This is a genomic window from Pediococcus claussenii ATCC BAA-344 (assembly GCF_000237995.1).
In the GTDB taxonomy this organism is placed as follows: Bacteria; Bacillota; Bacilli; order Lactobacillales; family Lactobacillaceae; genus Pediococcus; species Pediococcus claussenii.
The window spans coordinates 1-23,136 of the sequence record NC_016607.1 but is presented as its reverse complement, the minus strand read 5'-3'; the positions used below and the strand labels follow the sequence as shown (position 1 = coordinate 23,136).

The 23,136-nt window shown below is 40.0% G+C and carries 17 protein-coding genes and 3 pseudogenes; 6 read left to right on the top strand and 14 right to left on the bottom strand.

Going from position 1 to position 23,136, the window contains the following annotated elements; translation table 11 throughout:
• Nucleotides 1–519: 519 nt before the first annotated feature.
• Together PECL_RS09155 and PECL_RS09150 are read left to right on the top strand one after the other, a co-directional pair.
• A complete protein-coding gene (locus PECL_RS09155) occupies nt 520–1,395 on the top strand; it encodes a ParA family protein (RefSeq protein ID WP_041095789.1) in 876 nt (291 codons plus the stop codon).
• A complete protein-coding gene (locus tag PECL_RS09150; protein WP_014216285.1) occupies nt 1,392–1,805 on the top strand; it encodes a hypothetical protein in 414 nt (137 codons plus the stop codon). The genes PECL_RS09155 and PECL_RS09150 overlap by 4 nt, the downstream gene beginning before the upstream one ends.
• A 408-nt stretch (nt 1,806–2,213) precedes the next feature.
• Here PECL_RS09150 and PECL_RS09145 read toward each other — a convergent pair whose 3' ends face one another.
• From PECL_RS09145 to mobQ, 9 genes and pseudogenes are all read right to left on the bottom strand, one after another.
• The gene (locus tag PECL_RS09145) at nt 2,214–2,576 is read right to left on the bottom strand and encodes a hypothetical protein (RefSeq protein WP_014216284.1); all 363 of its coding nucleotides are present in this window, start codon (nt 2,574–2,576) and stop codon (nt 2,214–2,216) included.
• 96 nt (nt 2,577–2,672) lie between these two features.
• The gene (locus PECL_RS09140) at nt 2,673–2,948 is read right to left on the bottom strand and encodes a serine integrase family protein (protein ID WP_081478638.1); all 276 of its coding nucleotides are present in this window, start codon (nt 2,946–2,948) and stop codon (nt 2,673–2,675) included.
• A gap of 158 nt (nt 2,949–3,106) precedes the next feature.
• Nucleotides 3,107–3,688: a recombinase family protein gene (locus PECL_RS09135; protein ID WP_014216283.1), complete on the bottom strand. Its 582-nt coding sequence runs from the start codon at nt 3,686–3,688 to the stop codon at nt 3,107–3,109.
• Nucleotides 3,689–3,893: 205 nt separating this feature from the next.
• On the bottom strand, nt 3,894–5,267 hold the full coding sequence (locus PECL_RS09130; protein WP_014216282.1) for an MFS transporter: 1,374 nt from the start codon (nt 5,265–5,267) through the stop codon (nt 3,894–3,896).
• Between the two features lie 39 nt (nt 5,268–5,306).
• Nucleotides 5,307–6,836: a multicopper oxidase family protein gene (locus PECL_RS09125; RefSeq protein ID WP_041534811.1), complete on the bottom strand. Its 1,530-nt coding sequence runs from the start codon at nt 6,834–6,836 to the stop codon at nt 5,307–5,309.
• Nucleotides 6,837–7,074: 238 nt separating this feature from the next.
• Nucleotides 7,075–8,250, bottom strand: a complete 1,176-nt coding sequence (locus tag PECL_RS09120) for an IS256-like element IS1310 family transposase (protein ID WP_002328814.1) — start codon at nt 8,248–8,250, stop codon at nt 7,075–7,077.
• Between the two features lie 175 nt (nt 8,251–8,425).
• Nucleotides 8,426–13,600, bottom strand: a complete 5,175-nt coding sequence (locus PECL_RS09115) for a glycosyl hydrolase 53 family protein (protein WP_014216280.1) — start codon at nt 13,598–13,600, stop codon at nt 8,426–8,428.
• A 198-nt stretch (nt 13,601–13,798) separates the two neighbouring features.
• Nucleotides 13,799–14,727 (bottom strand): annotated as a pseudogene (locus PECL_RS09110) (IS30 family transposase).
• 216 nt (nt 14,728–14,943) lie between these two features.
• On the bottom strand, nt 14,944–17,007 hold the full coding sequence (gene mobQ / locus PECL_RS09105; RefSeq protein WP_041534810.1) for a MobQ family relaxase: 2,064 nt from the start codon (nt 17,005–17,007) through the stop codon (nt 14,944–14,946).
• Between the two features lie 252 nt (nt 17,008–17,259).
• Here mobQ and PECL_RS09100 point away from each other — a divergent pair, with 252 nt between their 5' ends.
• Both PECL_RS09100 and PECL_RS09095 read left to right on the top strand, forming a co-directional pair.
• The gene (locus tag PECL_RS09100; protein WP_003555660.1) at nt 17,260–17,487 is read left to right on the top strand and encodes a hypothetical protein; all 228 of its coding nucleotides are present in this window, start codon (nt 17,260–17,262) and stop codon (nt 17,485–17,487) included.
• A gap of 22 nt (nt 17,488–17,509) precedes the next feature.
• Nucleotides 17,510–17,788 (top strand): hypothetical protein, encoded by a 279-nt coding sequence (locus PECL_RS09095; RefSeq protein WP_014216278.1) that lies wholly within the window; start codon nt 17,510–17,512, stop codon nt 17,786–17,788.
• Here PECL_RS09095 and PECL_RS10075 read toward each other — a convergent pair.
• The 4 genes and pseudogenes from PECL_RS10075 to PECL_RS10380 form a co-directional block, all read right to left on the bottom strand.
• Nucleotides 17,778–17,852, bottom strand: a pseudogene (locus PECL_RS10075) (zeta toxin family protein); the annotation flags it as partial. The gene PECL_RS09095 and the pseudogene PECL_RS10075 overlap by 11 nt on opposite strands.
• 12 nt (nt 17,853–17,864) lie before the next feature.
• Complete coding sequence (locus PECL_RS09090; RefSeq protein ID WP_014216277.1) at nt 17,865–18,050, bottom strand: hypothetical protein; 186 nt, start codon at nt 18,048–18,050, stop codon at nt 17,865–17,867.
• A 46-nt stretch (nt 18,051–18,096) separates the two neighbouring features.
• Nucleotides 18,097–18,378: a type II toxin-antitoxin system RelB/DinJ family antitoxin gene (locus tag PECL_RS09085; protein WP_003660204.1), complete on the bottom strand. Its 282-nt coding sequence runs from the start codon at nt 18,376–18,378 to the stop codon at nt 18,097–18,099.
• Between the two features lie 404 nt (nt 18,379–18,782).
• Nucleotides 18,783–19,190 carry a replication initiation protein RepA gene (locus PECL_RS10380; RefSeq protein ID WP_324608742.1) on the bottom strand — a complete coding sequence of 136 codons (408 nt, stop codon included), beginning with the start codon at nt 19,188–19,190 and terminating at the stop codon, nt 18,783–18,785.
• 427 nt (nt 19,191–19,617) lie between these two features.
• On the opposite strand from PECL_RS10380, the gene PECL_RS09075 reads away from it, so the two are divergent.
• The gene (locus tag PECL_RS09075; protein WP_014216276.1) at nt 19,618–20,793 is read left to right on the top strand and encodes an IS256 family transposase; all 1,176 of its coding nucleotides are present in this window, start codon (nt 19,618–19,620) and stop codon (nt 20,791–20,793) included.
• Nucleotides 20,794–20,918: 125 nt separating this feature from the next.
• Nucleotides 20,919–21,425, top strand: a pseudogene (locus PECL_RS09070) (IS5 family transposase); the annotation flags it as partial.
• 80 nt (nt 21,426–21,505) lie between these two features.
• On the opposite strand, the gene PECL_RS09065 reads toward PECL_RS09070, so the two are convergent.
• On the bottom strand, nt 21,506–23,035 hold the full coding sequence (locus PECL_RS09065; protein ID WP_014216274.1) for a primase C-terminal domain-containing protein: 1,530 nt from the start codon (nt 23,033–23,035) through the stop codon (nt 21,506–21,508).
• Between the last annotated feature and the right edge of the window lie 101 nt (nt 23,036–23,136).

The following is a 23,136-nucleotide window of genomic DNA, read 5'->3' as shown; positions in this document are numbered from 1 at the left end:
AGTTGCTTAGGTTAGGAATAGTCCGCCTACTCCCGAATAAACTTCTAAATTTTAAAAATTACCGCCTTCGGATCTAATTAAAAAGATCCAGTGAATTTGCGCAGAAGTCGCTCACCACACGTGTCCCCTTAGTCTTTACCCGGCAGCTTGTCCCCTACCGTTTTGAAATCACACCATTCTCGACATCTCACCATTTTGCTGGTATAATCTTCATAGTTGAAAAAGATTTTTTTCGAGTGCTGACCAATTCCCGTTGGTTGGCGCTTTTCTTATTTATAAGAGAAGTGTACCTCATTATCTCTTCAAAATAAAGAGGTTTCTTTTTTATATTTATAAATTCATACATACATGAATTTATAAATAAATGAATTCATGTATGTATGATTGAACTAATTGCCTTTGTAAAGCAGTTATTGTCAATAGCAATAGGATCCTTGACAAAAACAACAATTCAAGTTATACTTATTTTGTTATAAATTCATACATTTATGAAAGCGTGGTGCTTAGAAATTGAAAAAAATAAATTTAAAAAGGCCCCTCACAATTACTGTTGCAAATCAAAAAGGTGGCGCCGGTAAGAGCACAATCACTCGTTACTTAGCCTACAGCCTGTCTCTCCACGGCTATCATGTGCTAGTCGTAGATGAAGATCCACAATCCAATACTACAAAATCATTCGTAGTAACAAAAGAACATAACGAACCAGATTCAGTTTTTGTCTTAGACAAAACAATGATGGCCGGAATCCGAGACCATGATCTAACTGATTTAGTCGTCAACATACTCCCAAATTTAGATCTTATTCCGGCCCATTATGATTTAAAGAATCTAACAAATTATCTTAGCAAACAGTATGGTGTCGCCGAAGAAGGGGACGCCAATTACCACGAAGTTAAATCGAAAAAGCTCTTCTTTTTAAGAGAATTACTTGAACCTCTCAAAAGCCGTGGAACCTATGACTTCATTTTCATTGACACACCACCAACCTCTTCTGATTATACTGACTCCGCTGTAGGAGCGAGTGATTACGTCCTTGTCGCCTTTCAAACTCAATCAGATTCTCTGGACGGGGCCCACAACTTCATTTTCAATCCAGACGAGCTACCAGAGAAGGTAAACGAGTTCGGCGTGCCAACTGATGTACTCGGTATTCTACCGAATCAAATGCAGCGATCCGGAAGTATTGACGAAACTGTAATGCAAGATGCCGTGAACTTCTTTGGAAAAGAAAATATGTTTAAGACAATTGTTCCTTACAAGCGCCGTCTACAATCCGCACCACGAAACGGTCTACGAAATGATAGTTACTGGGACAAAGATATTTTTACTTCATTCTTAGATAATCTGACGAATGAATTCATTGAACGCGTGAACTTAATGGAGAGTGACAAATGATGACTGAATCAAGACAAAAAAAACCCGGTTTTTTCACAAAAGATAATTCTGAAAAAGATACATTAAAAAAAGGATCAGGATTACTCGATAAGTCATACAAACCTGATCCGCAGCCAAAAACCCTATATCGACCTGAACCAACTATAGAAACCAATAATAGCTCTAGGTCCACTCAAGGATTCGGTAATAAGAGTGAACGAAAATCTTTAGTTTTGCCAGCTGAACAATATTATCAGTTTATGGCACTACTTGATCAATCAGCATTTAGTTACACCTATGAGTTACTTGGAGATCAAATGCAGCCACAAATTGATAAAATGAGTCAGGTCGAACGACAGATGTTTGATATGAAGGTAGCCCAACTACGTGAGAAAGATGAAAAGAAGAAAAGAACTCGAAAAAAATTATAAATTTATACAAGTATGAATTTATAATTGTATAACTAGATTTGATACCACTAGTTACTATCTTCACTATGCTTCTTGATTACGAGCGTCATAGACTCTCTATCCCGTGTTGTAACATTCATATTTGTATACTTTCATAAATTCATATTTACATACAAGTATGAATTTTCAAAAGTCAGTCGTTAAAAATTACGTCTCTTCAATCTTCACACTTTAACATCAATAACGCTTACTCGAACAATAGCATCATTGATAGCTACCAGGCTATCAATGATGCTATTGTTCGTCATATTCAAATTGCTGTAGATCAACACCACCTTAATTACTCGAAGCTTGCAGCGTTTTGGAAAAGAGAGAACTCCATTATAAAAAGCGAAAGTGTTCTCAGAATGCGCCTATTTAACATCTAATTTAAAAATGTGCTCTTCTACTTGTTGAAAAGTATGCTGAAATTACGTGAGGCGCTGCAATTAATGCGTAGTAGATTAAAAAATCTACACTGCTATCTTTAATTATCAATATAATAAGTAACATCGCAGTAGATAAGACGACAAGTGTGGTACGTAACCACGGTACTGTTGTCACATGATTGTTTTCTTTGAAACACGGATTCCTACGCTCAAAAAGTTTTAATAGCGTACTAAAAATTATTAAAACGATGACCGCATAAATCATTATTATTAACCATGAAGGAATAATCTCAATCGGAAACAAAATAAAAGCAATGATTAGGTATTGAAAAAGCGTGTAGTTTCCATAATTAATATCGATCATCTCGTTTATCTCCCTTTCAATTTTAACTACAATTAGATATTGGCAAATGTTTAATGTTCGATATTCAGTTAAAATCAACGAATCCCGGTTAACCTTTTATTCGAGAACTTCTTCATTCAACCGATTCTTGATATTAATGACAGTCTGAACCGAGACGCCGGTTTCAGCCGCAATTGCTCGGTAGCTAATTGGGGCACCGGTTGCTTTATTTCTTAACTGCTCAACGATTCGATGATAAATAAACCGTTTCTGCGGATTAGGCGAGTCCTCGGCGTATACCGGCCGAGTTCCGCGGTATTTCCCATTAACCTTAGCAATTTCAATTCCTTGACGCTGGCGCTCACGAATTTTCTTCCGCTCCGTCTGGGCCATATAAGTGCTCCTATGTCAATAAATGGCACATCTTTTTCTAAACACTCGTTCTAATTCTGTCGGAATTAAACCAACTGATGTAATTTGAGGTTCGGATTACCAAGTCCTCAAAATTGGAAATAATTTAAAATATCCTTTTTCATGATCTTTCACCTGTCTTAGATTTTAGAAGTATCACTTGGTTTCTCAATTAACTTAAACCGTCGCTGCTGCGTGCGTTTACTAATCCCCGTTTTTCGTTCAATCATCTTGTAGGTCATGCCTTGTTTTCGCAGCTCATAAGCAAATCTGATTTGTTCATCAGAATACGTTTTCGGTCGCCCTTCCCGAAACAACGGATCATGTTGCTTGGCATACAATTTACCTTCTTGTGTGCGCGTGACAATCATATCGCGTTCAAACTGCGCAAAGGCGCTAAATATTGTAAAGACTAATTGGCCAGTCGGCGTATTGTCAATTAAGCCCATATTCAAAATGTTGACTTTGACATTTTCTTTAAACAACTCTTGGATAATGGCTAATGCCTCGCGCGTGTTCCGCGCAAACCGATCCAGCTTAGTGACAATCAAAGTATCACCTGTTTTTAGAGTGCGCAACAGTTTTTGAAACTCCGGTCGTTCAGTAGTTGTGCCGGTAAACTTTTCCTGAAAGATTTTTCCTGCTCCTGCCAATTTTAGTAACTCAATTTGATTTGCTAATTTTTGATCAGTGGTACTGACCCGCGCATAGCCATATTTCATCTTTTTATCTCCTTACTTATGTCATTAAGTAATGACACGGTTCTAACCCTTTAATTATACAGTATCAAAAAAGAGGCCACAACTGTTAAGTTATGTCACTTATCTCTATACTTTAAACTTTAGGATGTTTGACATAGAGTCCCAAAATGACCGTCTACTTTTGGGTAGGCGGTCATTTTGGTAGATGCGAAGCACAAATTTGCTACTACGCCACTTTCTTCACGAATTCTTTTGGTAACGTCAATGCCAGCAAAAAGCCAATCAGGCCCACACCAGCAAACACAGCGAAGGTAACAGCAAAACCGCCAGCATGACTTCGCAGCGTGTTTTGCATGCCCTCCAACAACACTGTGGCGAACATGACACCGGCAGAACCGAATAACTGACGAGCCGTCGTTGTGACCGCAGTGCCGTCTGCCACAAGCTCATTCGGCAAGGCATTCGCGCCAGCCGTCACTGAAGGCATCATCACAAAGGCATTGCCGGCTTCAGTCGCCATCGCCAACATAACTGCCCCAATCAGTGGTAAATGATGGGCAAAGACTGCTAACAGACCAAAGCCGCCAGTAATCAACAACATGCCAATCATGGCCACAACACGCGGTCCAAAGCGATCCAGTAGGCGCCCGCTAATTGGATTCAAAATACTCAGCAACACCGCAGCTGGCACTAAGGACAAGCCAGAAATCAACGGTGACAAACCAAGTAGCGTTTGAAAGTAAAGCGGCATCAGGATAGTGGTGACAATCAAACCGACGTATGAAATTCCGGTCAGAAACACCGCTTTAGTAAACATACCAGTGGCAAAAACTCGCATTTGCAACATTGGTGGTTGGCGATTCAATTGCCGAACAACGAAAATACCAGCTGCCAGAACGCCTAAAATCAACAAACCAACCACGCCAACAGTTAAGCCTTTTTTCGACAAAGCACCCAAGGCATAAAGTAGAATTGGAAAACTTGCGGATAAAAGGAAGGAGACCCAGTCCAGTTGCGTCGGTTGCAATGGCATGACAGACGCAATGGTCACCGTTGAAACGGCCAGCACAAGCAGCGAAACGACCAAGAAGAACAAGAATAAAGCCTGCCAAGGGAACCATGTCAGTAAAACACCGGAAATAATCGGACCGACTGCCAAGGCTGAGCCCATGACCAATCCCGCCGTGCCCATCACCCGACCACGCTCACTATGCGGCGTAATCGTCAGCAACACGGTCTGGAAACTCGGAAAAATAATCCCGACCGCAATCGCTTCAAGCAACCGGCCAATCATGAGCACGATAAAACTCGGTGCCCAGATACATAAGCCTGTCCCAATGGCAAAAATGAGTTCAATCGCTTGGAAAAGCCGTTGGAAAGGAACATTATGCAACAGCCATGGACTAACCGGAATCATCAAGGTCATCACCAACATAAAGCCGGTTGTCAGCCAAGCAACTGTATCCGCTCCTAAACCAAAAGCTTTCATAAAAGCAGGATAAGCGGTGCTTAAAGAAGACTGCGAAATTGACATCGAAAAGGTACCTGTCAGTAACGTGGCGACAAAAGCCCCGCGATGTTTGATCGTTGGAGAGTGCATATTAAAATCATCTTTTTCTATATTAGTATTGTGGGACGTTTACATTTTCATTCCCATTTTTTCATAAGACTGCATACCGCCCATCCAAATCTCAGATGGTTTGACGCCACGTTCTTTAGCCAAGGCCATCATTAACGTATCCATATCCATCAATTTATATTCTTGCTTTGGCTTGGCTGGATCGAAAGTTTCAATCTGTGCCATCATGCCGCCATCTTCGTGCTCAATGATATGACAGTGATACATATAAACCCCTGGCAGATCAAAGCGAACCAGCAGCCGAACTGTTTCCCCAGGATTCACGCCAACGGTGTCTTTGAAACCATGTTCATTTGGATACGGCGCATGCCCATTCCGAGACAAGACTAAGAATTGGGTTCCATGCACATGGAATGGATGAACCATTCCAGGCGCATCATTGCTATTGGTAACATCCCAGTACTGGGCTTTGCCAATTGGCTGCGTGGCATCAATCCGCTGCATGGCGAACTTTTTACCGTCAATCGCAACACCTTCGTCCATCCCCTGCATCACAACATGGCGAACTGGCAAAGCCGTATCAACCACAGGCGCCTTCACGTCGAACAACTTATCAGGCAAAGTTGTCTGATCCGGTTTGAACGCATGAATGCGGAACTTTAGCAATGGCACATTATCCGTATATAAGGTGACCACATCGCCTTCATGGTACTGCCCAAAATCAACCACAACTTCGGCACGCTCAGCACAAGTCAGCATTAGATGGGTGAATTTGACCGGTTCCGGTAACAATGAGCCATCTCCGCCAATTTGCGTAAATGGCAGGTCATCGGAAAAATGCAACCGCCATTCACGGCGATTAGCACCATCCAGAAAACGCAACCGGACCTTTTGCGTGGTGACATCAAAATAGGGATTGATTGTACCGTTAATCATTGCGGTTGGCCCAGCAACACCGTCAGGATCATAATCAGCCCGATAGTCCCACTGGTTGTTCTCGTGAAAACGCCGGTCTTGCAAAATGACCGGAATATCGTCAACGCCATAATTCCTTGGCAATGGCAGGCTGGCTTCATGGTCGTCTTTGACAATCACCATGGCAGCCAAACCATGCCAAACCTGCTCGGCTGTGGATGGGCACGGGTGCGCGTGCAGCCACAAAGTCGTCGCCGGTTGGTCCAATGTGAAGTCGATATGCTTACTTTCACCCGGATAAACCGGCGCATGGCATCCGCCATCAACATAAGGGCCACTGACATTAGCCCCATGCCAATGAAAAGTGGTCAACTCAGGCAGGGTGTTTTTCAGTGTCACATGTGTATGTTGACCACGGCGATACACAATCGTCTGACCTAACAGACTGGCATTATAGCCCCACGTCTTGGTTTTCACCCCTGGCAACAGTTGTGTTTCCCCAGCCTCTGTTGTCACCGTGTAATAAACGTCGGTCGCTGTCTCTTTATCTGGTTTCAACAACGGCGGCACATTTAAGTGCTTTTCAGGCGCATCACTGACCTCAAGCGGCACGTACCCACCATCGTGGAGATCAAACGCTGGTTCATCAAAGAAATAGTCCGTATAGGTTTTCATTGTGATTTCTCCCTTCAAATGCGTTATCAGCCGCACAAACCTGTACATAAGAACCACAATCGCAATGGCCAAAGTGCGGTCCACCGCACTTGTTCCCGCTTATGCTATGGTTTCTAACAGCGGCTGATAACGCTCTGAATCAAATTCTAACACTTTTTAGGGTTGCCATAAAAAAAATTGGTAGCGTCAAGAATCTTGTGTAAATGAAATGCCTTCGTACATATAATATGTAACTAACTCAAATAAATGATGCTTCCAAGGTGTCCTGGAGTCCTTTAAAGCCTCGGTGGATCCGCTTCAGAGACTTCTCGTTATAAGCATTAAACTGAGAAACCAGGAATCGATCCAGTGAATCTTCCGTTGGAAATTGTTCTTTGCGGTGGGTGGTGCGCTTGAGATGCTTGTTAAAGTTCTCAATCAAGTTAGTGGAGTAGAGTGATTGCCGAATGGCTGGTGGAAAGTCCATGAAAGTGAGCAGATTCGGCATTTTAAGCAGATCTTTGATTAACTTGGGATAGGTACGATGCCAGTTGTTGGCGAACTCATTCAGTTTCAGTTCGGCTGCTTCACGATTGGCAGCCCAATGAACTTGTTTAAAGTCATTGATCACGGCCTTACGGTCTTTCACCCGAACTTTGTTTATCAAATTACGCCCAACATGAACCAGGCAACGTTGTCGTTTAGCTTTGGGAAAATGCCGATTTAAACCTTCATCCAAACCAACTAACCCATCGGCCACAAACAACAGCACATCTTTGACACCTTGCTTAATCAGGGTTCCCAGTAATTCAGTCCAGATCCCAGTTGATTCCGTCGGCGCCACTTGGTAGTTCAGCACTTCTTTCGTACCATCTGGACGAATGCCAATCGCAATATGAACCGCTTCTTTTTGAACGGTATCCCGCTTTAACGGCAAGTAAGTGGCATCTAAGAAGATAGCCGCATATTGTGAAGCCAGTCGACGTTGCTGGAAAGCTTGAACCTGTTCATTGACGGCTTTAGTCATGTTGGAAACCGTGGCTTTGGAGTAGTGAGCACCGTACATATTCTCAATGAGTTCGGCAATTTCAGCAGTGGTAATTCCCTTGGTATACAACTGAATAACCGTTGTTTCTAAATTATCACTGTGCCGACCGTAGGCTGGCAAGGTATGATTTTCAAACCGGCCATTGCGATCTCGAGGAATGGTTAAGTTAAGTTGGCCGTACTTCGTATCAAACGAGCGCTCATAACTGCCGTTGCGGTTATTACCAGTGTTAATCCCAGCGTATGAGTAGCGTTCGTAACCCAAAAACTCTGCCAATTCAGTTTGAAGCAGCTGGTTGATGGCGATTTCAAGGTGGTGACGAAAAACTTCGTCCAAATCTTGTTTTTGGGCTAGTGCAGCGATAATTTCTGTGGTAAGTTCATTCATGGGGAATGCCTCCTGTGATGTTTTCTGTGGTTACTAAATATCATAAGGGAAGGCATTCCCTATTTCTATACAATTTAGAAATCTTTTGTGCGTTTACACAAGATATTTTACGCTCTCATATCAGTAAGTATAGATTTTAAAAAAAGTTGCGGTTTTTAGCCGCAACTCCTTTTTTCTAAATTGATTCTTCTTTAGCTGGACCCCAAACCAAAGTTGCTGAAACGTGAGCTGTTAAAGGTGCTCCGTAAAGTGCATTTTGATTATCATTGGTGAAGTTCCATGCTTTTTGATCCTGAGTGCCACCTTCACTCAACCAAAATTCATAATGATATGCTTGACCATCAGTTGAATAATAAGTTTTACTATCAACCAACGCTGTTGAATTTCCATTTAATTGAGCGGCAATCTTATCCAGTTGTGCTGTACCAATGCTTGATTGCCATTTTCCAGTCAAAAGGGAATCAGCAACACCACTTGGAAAATCACTATTATTTGTAGTTAAAACATCTCCAACTTTCAGTTTGCCAGATTGTAGTTCAACTCCTTGATTATAAACACTGTCGACTTGCAAGTTAATCGTTGAAGTTGAAGTAGCCGGTGTCTGATAACCATTCAGCATGCCATTATAGACATTCAATGACTGTAACGGATAACCTAAATCATCAAATAAAGTAACATTATCCCATGTCGTTCCTCCCCAAGCTGGCTTACCATTGTAATACATAACATTGTTTGGTGCGTACCCAACAGCATATTTTGAAGCCCAGCCCGTTCCATATAAGTCTGACATTTGATTATTGTAACTCCAATTTGACCAACCTGCTTTTGTTGGTATCCAAGCTGGTTCCCAGTAGAAGGCTCCAAGTCCATTTTGGTTAATAATAGCTTTGTACATGTCTTCTAACTCATCAACTTGTCCTTGAGGGGTATCGTTATATATTTTCGAAATAGCTGGATTTGTGCCAATAGAATTTCCAGTGCCATCAGCATCTTGTAGCGAATTAACCCAACCGGTTTCTAAGACAACAAATTCTTTGCCAAATTTTTCTTTCACCATTTTTTCAACAGCTTCTAAATTATTCGGTGTATTTGCGCCTTTTCCGAGCCCATTTCCATTATTATCATTAGTGGACCAAAATGGATAATACGATGAACCCAACACATCGTAATCAACATTGCTATTTTCCAAAGCTGTCATTATTGTTGAATATTTTTGAATATTTGGAGTTTCAAGTTGAATAACGACTTTAGCTTCCGGTACTACTTGACGAACTGCTTTTGAACCAGCATTTAAATACGAACTTATTATAGAAATTCTTTCAGGATTATTCCAAACATTCGCGTATGATTCATTAGCATCTCGACTGGCAATAACTCCCAAAAGTCCATTAGTGATTTCGTTTCCAACTTGAACCATACCTATCTGCACACCAGTATTTTTAAAATCAGAAACGGTCTTTTTAGTATATAAATAAACCGATTCAGCTATCTCATCATAACTTTCTTTTTCCCAAGCCTTAGGAACAACTTGTTTTCCTGGATCAGCCCAAAAGTCGGAATACTGAAAATCAAGCAAGACCTTCATACCGTACTTAGCTGCTTCTTTTGCCATTTGAAGCTCGCCGTATTCATCAGAAGCACCACCACCATATGTTTGATTTGTAGCATTGTATGGATCAACCCATAATCTTAATCGCAGATAATTAACCCCAGCTTCATGTAAAACTTGAATCAAATCAGCAGGCTTACCATTAAAATCATAGAATTGAACCCCAGCTGCTTGTAAAGCCGTATAACTTGAAACATCAACGCCGCGAATCGTATCATCAGTCATCCCAGCTATTGGTTTAACCGTTACGCCTTCATAACGCAGTCCAGTATCTGTACCATTTTCATAGGCAGCAGCAATTTGATTAGCTGTCATTGAAGAAGTTGGTATCCCAGTAGCGGCATTTACCGAAACTGCGACCACTGGTTTGCCCCAGACAAGGGTTGCTGTAAGTTGAACTAATAATTGATCACCATATTTTTTACCAGTATTAAGGTTAACAAAGTTATTTTCTTTATCAGTTGCTGATTGACCTGTTAACCAAAATTGATAATGATATGGATTGCCTTGGGAATCATAATAGGTCTTTGTACCCTCAATTGCAGTTGTACTTCCTGGAAGCGTTTGGTAAATATTTTGCAAATCCGTTTGGCTGAATTCGCTATTAGTAGTACCTTGTAATAATTTTTCAGGAATTACAGTTGTTAAATTTAAATCAGTTGCGGCGACTGATTGGTTAGCTTGAAGTGGATTAGCCACATCGTTAACTACCCCTGCATTTTTATATGTCGCAGTTACCTGATAAGCTGGGGTTGAAGTTGCTGTTGTTGCCTGAGATGTGGTATCTTGTCCAGGACGATATAGGATATAAGAAGCTACCCAACTATTTGGATTAGCTAAATCCAAAATTCCACCAGTTCCTAAAGCCGTCCAATCCGTATCCTTTAGTTGATTTTGATACCAATCCATAAATGTTGCCGTACCACTGGCTGTAGCCTTTTGAACATCGGTGCCTTCCACATCAGCAGTATACACTGCAACCGTGCCAGTTAAATTATCATTTTCTAACAAATTCTTCTCAATTGCTGCTGCTGTTGCGTCTAAATCACCTTGAGCAACCAATTGAGCCGCGTCATGCAATGCAAACGCTAAGTAATTATCCTGATCACTTTGCCAATCAGCATTTAATTTATAGTCCAAGTTTTCGTTAATTTGTTGAGCCAATAAATTTCTAAAAGCCATTAAACTTTCTAATTTTCCATCACTAGAAAAATCAAATGTTGTACCATCAATTGCTGCTTGACCAGTTGTCATCGCTCCAGTTGTCGGATTGAAATAGTACTGATCATTATCTATTTTCTGCCACGAATATTGCATTTGACCTTGTGGATTATAATAAAACGTCTTATTCTGGCTAGGAATTTTTTGGAAGCCCGTCTTCATTGCCCCATTGTTGTCATCAAACAAATACCAGTAATTGTTAATACGCTGCTGACCATATTGCATTTGACCATTATTAGCGTAGTAAACTGTTTTGGGTCCGTCAGCTGTCTGTTTTTTGCTCAAAGTTACTATCCCTGTTTTCATGGCGCCAGTTACATCATCAAATAAATACCAATAATTATTTATTTTTTGCTGACCATATTGCATCTGACCGTTATTAGCGTAATAAACAGTTTTGTGTTGCGCGGGAATTTGTTGCAGTCCAGTCCTCATTTTCCCCTGACTATCGAATAAATACCAGTGACCATCAATTAAATTTTGACCAGGATTAACATTTAAGGATCCTGTAACTTTATTAAGATTGTACCGTTTGCCATGAATAATTTGTTGACCGTATAACATCTTACCTGTCGGATCATAGTAAACAAGCTTATTTTGATTATTTATAAATTGAAAACCAGTCTGCATTGCACCAGTTACATTATTAAATAAATACCAATGATTATTTACCTTTTGCTGGCCATACTGCATCTGACCATTATTAGCATAATAAACTGTTTTATGCTGATTAGAAATTTTTTGTAAGCCAGTCTGCATTGCGCCAGTTACATCATCAAATAAATACCAATGATTATTTACTTTTTGCTGGCCATACTGCATTTGACCATTATTGGCATAGTAAACTGTTTTATTTTGATTGGAAATCTTCTGGAAGCCAGTTTTCATGGCGCCGGTTACATCATCAAATAAATACCAATAATTATTTACCTTTTGCTGGCCATACTGCATCTGACCATTATTAGCATAATAAACTGTTTTATGCTGATTAGAAATCTTTTGTAAACCAGTCTGCATTGCACCAGTTACATTATTAAATAAATACCAATGATTATTTACCTTTTGCTGGCCATACTGCATCTGACCATTATTAGCATAATAAACTGTTTTATGCTGATTAGAAATCTTTTGTAAACCAGTCTGCATTGCACCAGTTACATTATTAAATAAATACCAATGATTATTTACCTTTTGCTGGCCATACTGCATCTGACCATTATTAGCATAATAAACTGTTTTATGCTGATTAGAAATTTTTTGTAAGCCAGTCTGCATTGCGCCAGTTACATCATCAAATAAATACCAATGATTATTTACCTTTTGTTGACCATACTGCATCTGACCATTATTAGCATAATAAACTGTTTTATGCTGATTAGAAATCTTTTGTAAACCAGTCTGCATTGCACCAGTTACATTATTAAATAAATACCAATGATTATTTACCTTTTGCTGGCCATACTGCATCTGACCATTATTAGCATAATAAACTGTTTTATGCTGATTAGAAATTTTTTGTAAGCCAGTCTGCATTGCGCCAGTTACATCATCAAATAAATACCAATGATTATTTACCTTTTGTTGACCATACTGCATCTGACCATTATTGGCATAGTAAACTGTCTTATTTTGATTAGAAATCTTTTGGAAACCAGTCTGCATTGCACCAGTTACATTATCAAATAAGTACCATGCATCATTAATATGTTGCTGACCATACTGCATTTGACCATTATCAGCGTAGTAAACCGTCTTATTTTGATCCTTTATTTTTTGAAAACCAATTAAGTTATGTCCATTTTTATCGCTCAGATACCAGAATCCGTTTTCTTTAACTTGCTTTGGTTGATCATTTTTCAAAGCTAAACTTCTAGTAGATGGTTGTTGCTTATTTAAATCATTACGTAAAGCTTCGTTAGAATCTTTTTGTGAATCAACTGCTGCTTGATCATTGTTTTGCTGTTTATCATTAACATTGTCGCTCTGAGTTCTATTATTTTGATCATTGTTTTGCTGTTTATCATTAACATTGTCGCTTTGAGTTCTATTATTTTGATCATTGTTTTGCTGTTTATCATTAACATTGTCGCTCTGAGTTCTATTATTTTGATCATTGTTATTGATAGTTTCATCATTTAATTGATCTTTACCTTTTAACTGTTGTTGATCATCAGCTTGTCCATCATTTTCTTCAAAAGAGGCCTTTTTCTGATTACTGCCTGCATCAGTAGTCACCGTTTTCTCAGATTGAGACTGATTTGCTACCTTCTCTTCACCATTAGTTTGAATAGGATCTTTATCCGAAGCAGTATCTTCCTGACTATCAGTAGAAGTAGAATTTTCTTTTTTGTCTTCGACCGGAGAATTCAAATTGACAACTTGCGGCTTTTGAATCGTTTCATCGGCAAAAACATTATGTACTCCAGCTTGAAAACCTAAAGCGATTCCAAAAAATACTAAAGGTGCAATAGCCCAATTTTTACCAGACTTATACATCTTATAACGCTGTTTTATTTCCATAAAAATGCATCTCCTAATCTTTTATAAATAATACATCTTAGTTAAAAAGACCTCGTAAGCAAGTAATAACAACCGTAACAAAGATTCTATGCTTGTTGATATCAAGCCTTTTACCCTTTTTTATTTTAGCATTTTTAAGTAAATACAGCAACGCTATTCTTCCTTAATCAATACGTTTTCCGTCGGTAGATTGCAAATTTAATCCGAATTTTTTGACAAATTAGTCAGCATCACTTGGTAAGGTGTTTGCCAGTTAAGTACTTTAAGGGGGCGCTGGTTAATTTCGAGTAACGTCGTTGTTAAATTTTGAGCACTAATGTGCTCAAAACAAGTCCCCTTAGGGTAAAAATAACGTAAGTTCCGATTGAATCGTTCATTACTGCCGCGTTCAGCGGGCGTGTAAGCATGGCAGTAATAGGTCTGAATACCGTATTGTGGTTCAAACGACACTAGATTGCTAAACTCAGTTCCACGATCGACAGTAAAGGTGTGTACCGGTCCCTTAAAAGTTGTTAGAAACATAGTTAGGGCTTCATTAACAGTCGCCGCTGTCCGATCTTTTAATCGGTAAGCCCAAAGAAAACGTGATTTGCGATCAATTAGCGTTAATAAAGCAGCCTTGCTATGTCCACGAGGTCCAACCACTGTATCTATTTCAAAATCACCGATGCGGTTACGTTGGTTAATCACAATTGGTCGTTGTTCAATTGAACGCCCTAATGATTGATTATATTTAGAACGTTGGTCAAGGTTACGCCGTTGGCGTAGCCCATGTTCAGGTAGTTCACTCAAGGAGAATTCAATTTTCCCCTGATATAGCCAATTATAAATAGATTTAGTGGCTAGTTTAAGCTCATGCGCAATCACTTCTGGTGACCAGCTTAGACGTAAATGGTTTAGAATGGTTTGCTTTAATTTGGCATTCAGTTTATTTTTCGGCCACAATGCGCCCGTTTATATTCAGCGTTGGCCTGTGCTAATTCAGCTTGATAAGGTTGACAACGAGATAATTCATAAGAAATCGTAGACGGAGATCGTTTTAACCGCTCAGCCATTTGGATATTGGTCAGTCCTAGCTCACAAAAGGTTTCAATTTTAATTCGTTCAGAATAGGTTATACTAGACAAAAGATCAGCTCCTAAAAAATGGGTTTGTGGTAAACACCATTTTAAAGGAAGCTGATCTTTTTTGTCCGAACAGCGTTCGGATTAATTTTACAATCTACCTTCAGTTCAAAATAGGGTTCTGGCTTAAAGTTTTTGATGAGTTGATCTTCTTTGATAAACCATATCCAAAGTTGCAATCTGCACTTCATATGGAATGACCAGTTACTAATTGGGTAATCACAAGTGCATGCCGCCATCTTCATGCCGATTTCTCGTTTGATGTTTTCGTTGCTTTTTGGTCATTTCCCACTCGGTCTCTTTTAAGCCTTGGGCTTGTTTTTGCCGTTGATAGTCTTCATCTCGGGCATATAAGGCTACCATAATGGCATCACTAAAGGCCGTCTTTAAGTAGTAGCTTGGACTAACTGGTTTGTAGTTTAATGGCTCGTAATGCCGCATTTTGGCTTTTCGGTATTGATCGTCCTTAGCTTGTTGTGCTTTTAACTGCTTTTGGATTTGTTCAATTTGGCTAGTCTTAATCGTGGGATCACTTTGACACTCACCAATAAAAATTTGCTTGGTTCCGTCATGTTTTAAGACCCGTTGCAAGTCATGATTTTCTAACTGATCTAAGCTAAGCTGTCCCGACAAATAAGCTAACCCTAATTGATGTTCTTGGGTACTGAAAACCTTCGGCGGTTTTTCTTGCCATTGTTTCATTGTTTCAGCCTTGCATGGCTTTAATTCTGGATCATAGTACATCACGGCTGTATAAGCCTGTTCTTGTCTAACTAGAGAAAGATCATCTAAATCACCATCGGGAAAGGCTCTTTTCAATACTTCATGGTATTGCGTTTGAATGACTTGTTTAACTGCCATGATTGTCCGTAGGTCTTTGACTGCCCTAGTAATCTTTTGCTGCTCTGCTGGTGAATACTTTTCTAGTAGTCCTTGATCGACGTGTTCTAGACTTTCTAAGCTATCGTCATGGATCATCAGCGTATATTTAAGTTCGCTTTTGACTTCCTTTTCTTGTTGCATTAATAACTTGAAGCCAACGTATGGACGCTTGGTAAACGTCAATAATTGCTGGGACAGTAAGTCATTTCGAATATTCATTAAACGTTCTGTTAATTCACTACCCTTGAAAAGGGTTTGTTCGCTATCGGTTTCCTTAATTAATTCTCGTCTTTCAGCGGCCGTTGTCTGTTCAAAATCAAGCTCTGGATAAAGTTTTTTAATCGTGCGATCAACCACTTTATTTAAGAGTTCATCTGCTTTTTTTAGTGAACTTTCTTGTTGGTTAATCGTCAATAATTGCTTAGTGACATCTTCACCAATAGCGTGCTTAATTAAGGTACTGTTTTTCCAATTAAATAGCATGCGGCGTTTGTCATCTAAACTCTCCAAACTAATATAAGTTTTCAATTCATGGCTTAACTCATTGACCAACCTTTTTTCATTGAATGAGAAGTGTTTACTTAGGCTATCTAAATGACCTCTATTGATTGCTTTTTCTTGATTATTTTTATAACTAGCTTTGGTCTTGCGATAGTTCTTAACTTGTTGATTAAATTCTTTTCGTTCATATCGTTTGCTATTGATTCCTTCGTGCTGGGTTGCTACCTCATCTATGCCTTGATCAACAAAGGACTTTTCACTGATCCGATCCGGAATATTTTTTTGCTCTAAAACTTGGTTAACACTGACTGCCCAGTTGTGACGCCATTGATTGATTTTTTCTTTTTTATCCCAATCAACTAGCCACACCTTTCTTGATTTTGGAAAGCGACTATTTCCCGTATAAGTTTTGTTTCCATTTTCATCTAATATGTTTTCTCTTTTACTTTTCAATCCCCATGTTTCGTCTGGGTTAAAGGGGCGGTTCGTTAACATAACATGAGCGTGCGGATTGTCTGGGTGATCTCTATGAATTGCTACATCAGCGACCATACCGTCATTAACAAATTTTTTTTGAATATATTTTGTCAATAATTCTTTCTGTTCATCTTCGTTGAGTTCAACGGGTAAAGCCACGTTAAACTCTTTTGCATACCGAGAATTTGCTCGCCGATCTTTTCTTTCTACTTCGTTCCATAACCTTTCTCTATCACTCGTCCAATCTGGCGCATTTTTGGGGGACAAGATAAAGCTTTCTGGCATAACCGTCCGGGCATAAAAATAGTTTCGCCCTTCTTTGTCATCAAATAACCTCTCCCCACTTCGATAAGCGGCACTGGCAATAGCGCTACGTCCTTTTCCAGCACTAATGTTAGAGAAACTCATGTGGAATATTGCCATGTCGATCACCATCTTTCTTTTTGCTTTGGAGTTTGATTCTGTTGTCGCTAACGGCGACTTCTAATACAAGAGTTTAGCACAATAACACAACCAACTTTAGTTGTTGTGTGTAAGTGCGCATTGACCTCGTTTCACTCGGTCTTCTGATTCTATTAACTTTAACTTAGTGTATGCCTTCCGCTTCGCTATTTCAACTTTTATACTTTGACTTAACGTTTCCCTTATGATATAGTGTCGGTGATTATTTCTAATATGATTGGAGGGATCGTTATGTCTCAAAGTAACTTAGAAAAACAAGAAGCTAAATTAAAAGCCCTTAATCAAAAAATTAAGGACGAAAAAAATAAGATTGAACAACGGCTAGGTAAACAAATCATCAGTCAAGCCAATTTAGATTATGCTAATTTGTCTAACGATCAGATTAAGCTTTTAGCTAAGCAATTTTCTGAATTTTTAAAGGTAAAGTCCGTAGATCATTAGCCATACGAGATGGGGAAATTCCATGTCTAATCAATATGAAAAACTAGTCGAGCAACAAGCGCGTTTAAAACAAAAAATTGAGCGGGAAGATTTTAAATTACGGCAATCTAAATACTATGAAAATCGGCAAGCCCGCAAAGCCCGTTCTCGCCGATTAATTCAAAAAGGAGCTTTGCTAGAAAAATACTTCCAAGCTAATAACCTCTCGGTCGAACAAACCGAAGAACTTTTAAAAATATTTGCTGACTATGTTAACGCCCATAAACCAGATAAATTAAAAAACGATCAACCTAATAACTAGGCCGATCGTTTTTATTTTCTGGATCATTTTTAGGTTTTACTTCTGGGTTTTGATCTGCAAAATTGGGGTTTATCTATCAACGGACAAAGTCCTTTCGCTTAATAACCTCATCTTGCCTTTTATCTAAAAAGTAGGTATATAAAGCGTCATATACTTTGTGCTTTTCTGGATCTGGCTCATGTAATGACTTATCAAGTAAATCTTTTAAATCAGTTTCTTTGGCAATTTCAAAAAAGTCATTAATTGTGATTGTACCTTTCATGTTCATCACACTTCCAAGTTATTAATTTATTTAATCTGATAAGCCATTAGTCCTCATCTGGATCATTGAGCCAATCAGCGACTTCTTTAGCGTCTTTGAACTCTGTTACTGGTGTCTCTTTGGTAGCCTTTAAAAAGCGTAAATTAGCTCTTTCTTCTTCACTTAAAGACACATTAAAAGGTAAGGCACCATTAGCAACAATCCGCTTATAAAACATATTGATCGCGGTAGTTGGGTTTAGACCTAACTGGCTTAAAACGGCTTCGGTATTATCTGCCAATTCTTTGTCAATCTGGACTTGTACGCGTTTCTTTTCCTTAACTGCCATGATTTTCTCGCCCCCCCTTTATTACTACTCACATTATACTAATCTTTGAGTACCATCTCAATTAGCCTGCTTCTTTAAAAGTTGTGAATTTAAGTTTGCTGTCCTTTCCGCAATGGCACTTATACAACGTTCCTAAAGTGCCCGTAAGCGCATTTTAAAACTCGTTTAATATAATTATGCTCTATCTGTTTAAAACAGCTTAAATGGCCTTATATAGCTTTTTAGTTTTAAGCACGCTCATCGTTAGGGTGTTTGGCCGCATATTCTCTAGCCGCTTGTTTATTCCACCAAGCGCCAATTCAGCCACTCAAGGTGTCTATTTTTGCTTCTAAGCGATTTTAAAGCGATTTTAATATAATTATGCATGTAATGCTTAAAACGGCTTAAATGAGCTTATACGGCGTTTAATTCCAATAAGGTTCATTGTAAGTGTTCTGTTCTTCGGGGTGTTTGGCTGCATATTCTCTAGCCGCTTGTTTATTCCACCAAACGCCAAATAGGTTTTGCATGGTGCCGTATAAGTAGTTCTCAACATTCTTGATGTGCTTCTCATTGCTTCTAAGGACGTTAAAGTAGCGTCTCAAGGCTTTAGTCATTAAAGGTCTCAGTTCCTCATCACCAAGTAGGATTATGACACCAATATCTTTGTGATCTTTCTCAACTCGGTACTTAGCATTTAAGATAATGCCAATGAAGCGCCGCATTTGTTGCGGGGTACGGCACCAAAAACTAAGTAGTTGCACAGCTTCTGGTTCTAAGAAAACCGGTAAGCCACTGTCTTCATCAGTTAAGAAATCATTAGCATGGTTCACCAAATCCTGGTTTTGCTTTTGAATTTCTGCTGGGGAGAAATTGGCTGTGGAAAAGTCCAACTTTTGAGTATCTATATTGTATCTATTAGTATCTAAATTATTAGTATAGTCTAGATCTTGTCTCTTTTTGAGAAGTCCGCTTGTACCAAGGGGTTCAGACGTATCAGAAACGGTATCATGCGGGTTTCTCTTTTTGAGAAGTCCGCTTGTACCAAGGGGTTCAGGCGATTTTAATGGCTCTCGCTTAATATAAACGTCTTTTGCTGTTACTTCCAAATCTGCCAAATATAATCTATTTGGTTCGTTTTTGGAGAGCGTAAAATATCTTGTGTAAATGCATAAAAGATTTCTGAATTGTATAGAAATAGGGAATGCCTTCCCTTATGATATTTAGTAACCACAGAAAACATCACAGGAGGCATTCCCCATGAATGAACTTACCACAGAAATTATCGCTGCACTAGCCCAAAAGCAAGATTTGGACGAAGTTTTTCGTCACCACCTCGAAATTGCGATTAACCAGCTGCTTCAAACCGAATTGGCAGAGTTTTTGGGTTACGAACGCTACTCATACGCTGGGATTAACACTGGTAATAACCGCAACGGCAGTTATGAGCGCTCGTTTGATACGAAGTACGGCCAACTTAACTTAACCATTCCTCGAGATCGCAATGGCCGGTTTGAAAATCATACCTTGCCAGCCTACGGTCGGCACAGTGATAATTTAGAAACAACGGTCATTCAGTTGTATACCAAGGGAATTACCACTGCTGAAATTGCCGAACTCATTGAGAAAATGTACGGTGCTCACTACTCCAAAGCCACAGTTTCCAACATGACTAAAGCCGTCAATGAACAGGTTCAAGCTTTCCAGCAACGTCGACTGGCTTCACAATATGCGGCCATCTTCTTAGATGCCACTTACTTGCCGTTAAAGCGGGATACCGTTCAAAAAGAAGCCGTTCATATTGCGATTGGCATTCGTCCAGATGGTACGAAAGAAGTGCTGAACTACCAAGTGGCGCCAACGGAATCGACTGGAATCTGGACTGAACTGCTGGGAACCTTGATCAAGCAGGGCGTTAAAGATGTGCTGTTGTTTGTGGCCGATGGGTTAGTTGGTTTGGATGAAGGCTTGAATCGGCATTTCCCTAAAGCCAAACGACAACGTTGCCTGGTTCACGTTGGGCGGAATCTGATGAACAAATTTCGCGTAAAAGACCGCAAGGCCGTGATCAGTGACTTTAAACAAGTTCATCGGGCCGCCAACCGTGAAGCAGCCGAACTGAAACTGAATGAGTTCGCCAACAACTGGCATCAGACCTATCCCAAATTAATCAAAGATCTGCTTAAAATGCCGAATTTACTCACTTTCATGGACTTTCCATCAGCTATCCGGCAATCACTATACTCCACTAACCTGATTGAGAACTTTAATAAGCATCTCAAGCGCACCACCCACCACAAAGAACAATTTCCAACGGAAGATTCACTGGATCGCTTCCTGGTTTCTCAGTTTAATGTTTATAACGAGAAGTCTCTGAAGCGGATCCACCGAGGGTTCAAAGGACTCCAGGACACCTTGGAAGCATCATTTATTTAAGTTAGATACATATTATATGTACGAAGGCATTTCATTTACACAAGATTCTTGACGCTACCGATTAAACCGACACCAACCGCGGATTCAATCCTGGAAGATTGTTTAAAAAGATTGTCTTTGACTATCGTGACAGACAATCTCGCTCAGCCAAAACAACGTCTGTCATAATTGATGCACAGAGTATTAAAAATACTGATACTGCTGAACATAAGGGGTATGATGCTGGTAAAAAGATATCTGGTATTAAACGACATTTAGCCGTTGATATAAATGGACTACCTCAGGCAATTCATGTAACGACAGTAAATGTATCCGATCGTGATGGCGCTAGTGCTATGTTAGCTCTCAATAGTAGCCACTTAAGCCAAGTATCAACCGTCCTAGTTGATGGGGGCTACACCGGTTCTAATTTTGCAGCAGATGTTCACACTAATTTGAAAGCCACCGTACAGGTGGCTAAGCGTAATGAACTTCATAAGTTTGAGGTACTACCTCAACGTTGGATTATTAAACGCTCATTTAGCTGGCTGGATAAGTGTCGCCGGCTTTGGAAAAACTGCGAACGTCACCTAAATACTAGTCTGCAAATGATTGCTTTAGCGTTTATCTCATTGCTTCTAAAAAGATACTAGACAGCTTCTAAGCGTAGGCACCCAACAAGAGGAGCACCCTATCCTAGATATATACCTATGGCAATTGATAGCAGCACTTTTTACCCCCACCTGCGCTTCCTTTCAAACTCCCATGGCGGCTCTAAGCCTCCCGCCAAATCATGTTCATGTAATCTCGCTAACGTATCGATAACGGCCTCATAACCACTAACAGCTACTGTAGGAACTAGTGGTGTTAAGTACCTTGTCCACACCTGACTTTGAGTCCGACGCTTCGCCATAGCCGACTTAAATAACATGGTTACCGTCGTCAGCAAAGCCGGTTGGTTACCACGTTGAACTTTTTTCACTTGATATGCTGCTTGTAATTGTTTCATAACTCGATTCAAACTGGCGGGAGAAATTCCTAACTCTGCTTGAATCTGACGAGTTGATATAGCGACGGCCGTGGTAGACTTTCCTACTCGATTAATCAATGCTAACACATCTTGACGCCATTCATTAGCATGGCTGTATTGTCGTTCGGCACGTGGCTTAGCAAATTTATGCCAGCCAATCCCAACAACGACTTTACCTGAAAAATTAGGCACCCATTGATCCAATAGTCCTTGAACATAACTCAGTGCGGCCCCTCGATAGTCACCTGAATAAGCGTCTCTGACGCACTGTACAACTTCACGATCGACCAATGGCTCATGTAAATTTGAATTAAACACGTCAAGAACGTCTCTCGCACGCTGCTGAGAAACTTTAGATTGGTACATCGCTAAAGCTAGTGTCATAACGGTGTTATGACGGGCTAAACCATGCCCCGACTTAACTGTTGTCACTTTCAATAACGCTTTAAACCAGGTCTGGTCAACCTGACGACCCTCATCAGAAGACAATGAAATCACCTTACCTCCAGGTTGATCTGTGACGGGAACTTGGGCAGCATAATATTGTGACCACTTCATCAGAGCGCTCACCTGGATCAACATATTAGCATCAAAAAAAATCAGATTATCCTGACGCGGAATTCGGAAAATTCCAAAATTATTGCAGCCTACATCAACCCCAGCCACCCGTTTTTGAATCCATTGCCGCACAAAACTAGACATTTTCTGGGCTGCTTTTAAGACTGGAAACTGGCCGCGTTTCTTCCGCAAAAACATGGGTTGATCAAAAACGTAGTAGACATGGAACCCTTTAGACGTTCGCAAAATCATCGTGGGAATAAATAAATCGGCAACCGTGACCGCACTCAACACTTCCTGCTCCCGGGCATCACGTTCCGCCGCGTCAGAAAAATCAATATCAACGACCAGGCTATTAATTTGCGCGAGGTTATTTTCCCGGTGGCCCCGAACACTCGCCCGATTTTGCGTATAGCCAAGCCAGTTGAAAGTATTGGGTGTCCAGTGAGTCATACGATCAGCGATGGCATCAAGTGCCTCAAAAGAGGTGACCACAACACCATGTGCTTTTTGCATCGAATCCTTACTGCTGAAGAGCGCAATGGCCCCTTTCTTTGTAGAGGTTTCCTTGGCTTGTCCAGCAATATTAGACCGACTATTCTTAACTTTATATGTATGTAATGAATCGTGTAATACCAGTCTTTGTGCGTCTTGAATTGTCTTCAAATCATACATGGCCCGTCACCTCCCTTCAAAATAAACACCTAAATTAGCTTAATAGAAAATACATAGAAAACGAAAAAGCGCAGACAAAAAAGCAACTCAGCGTTATGCCA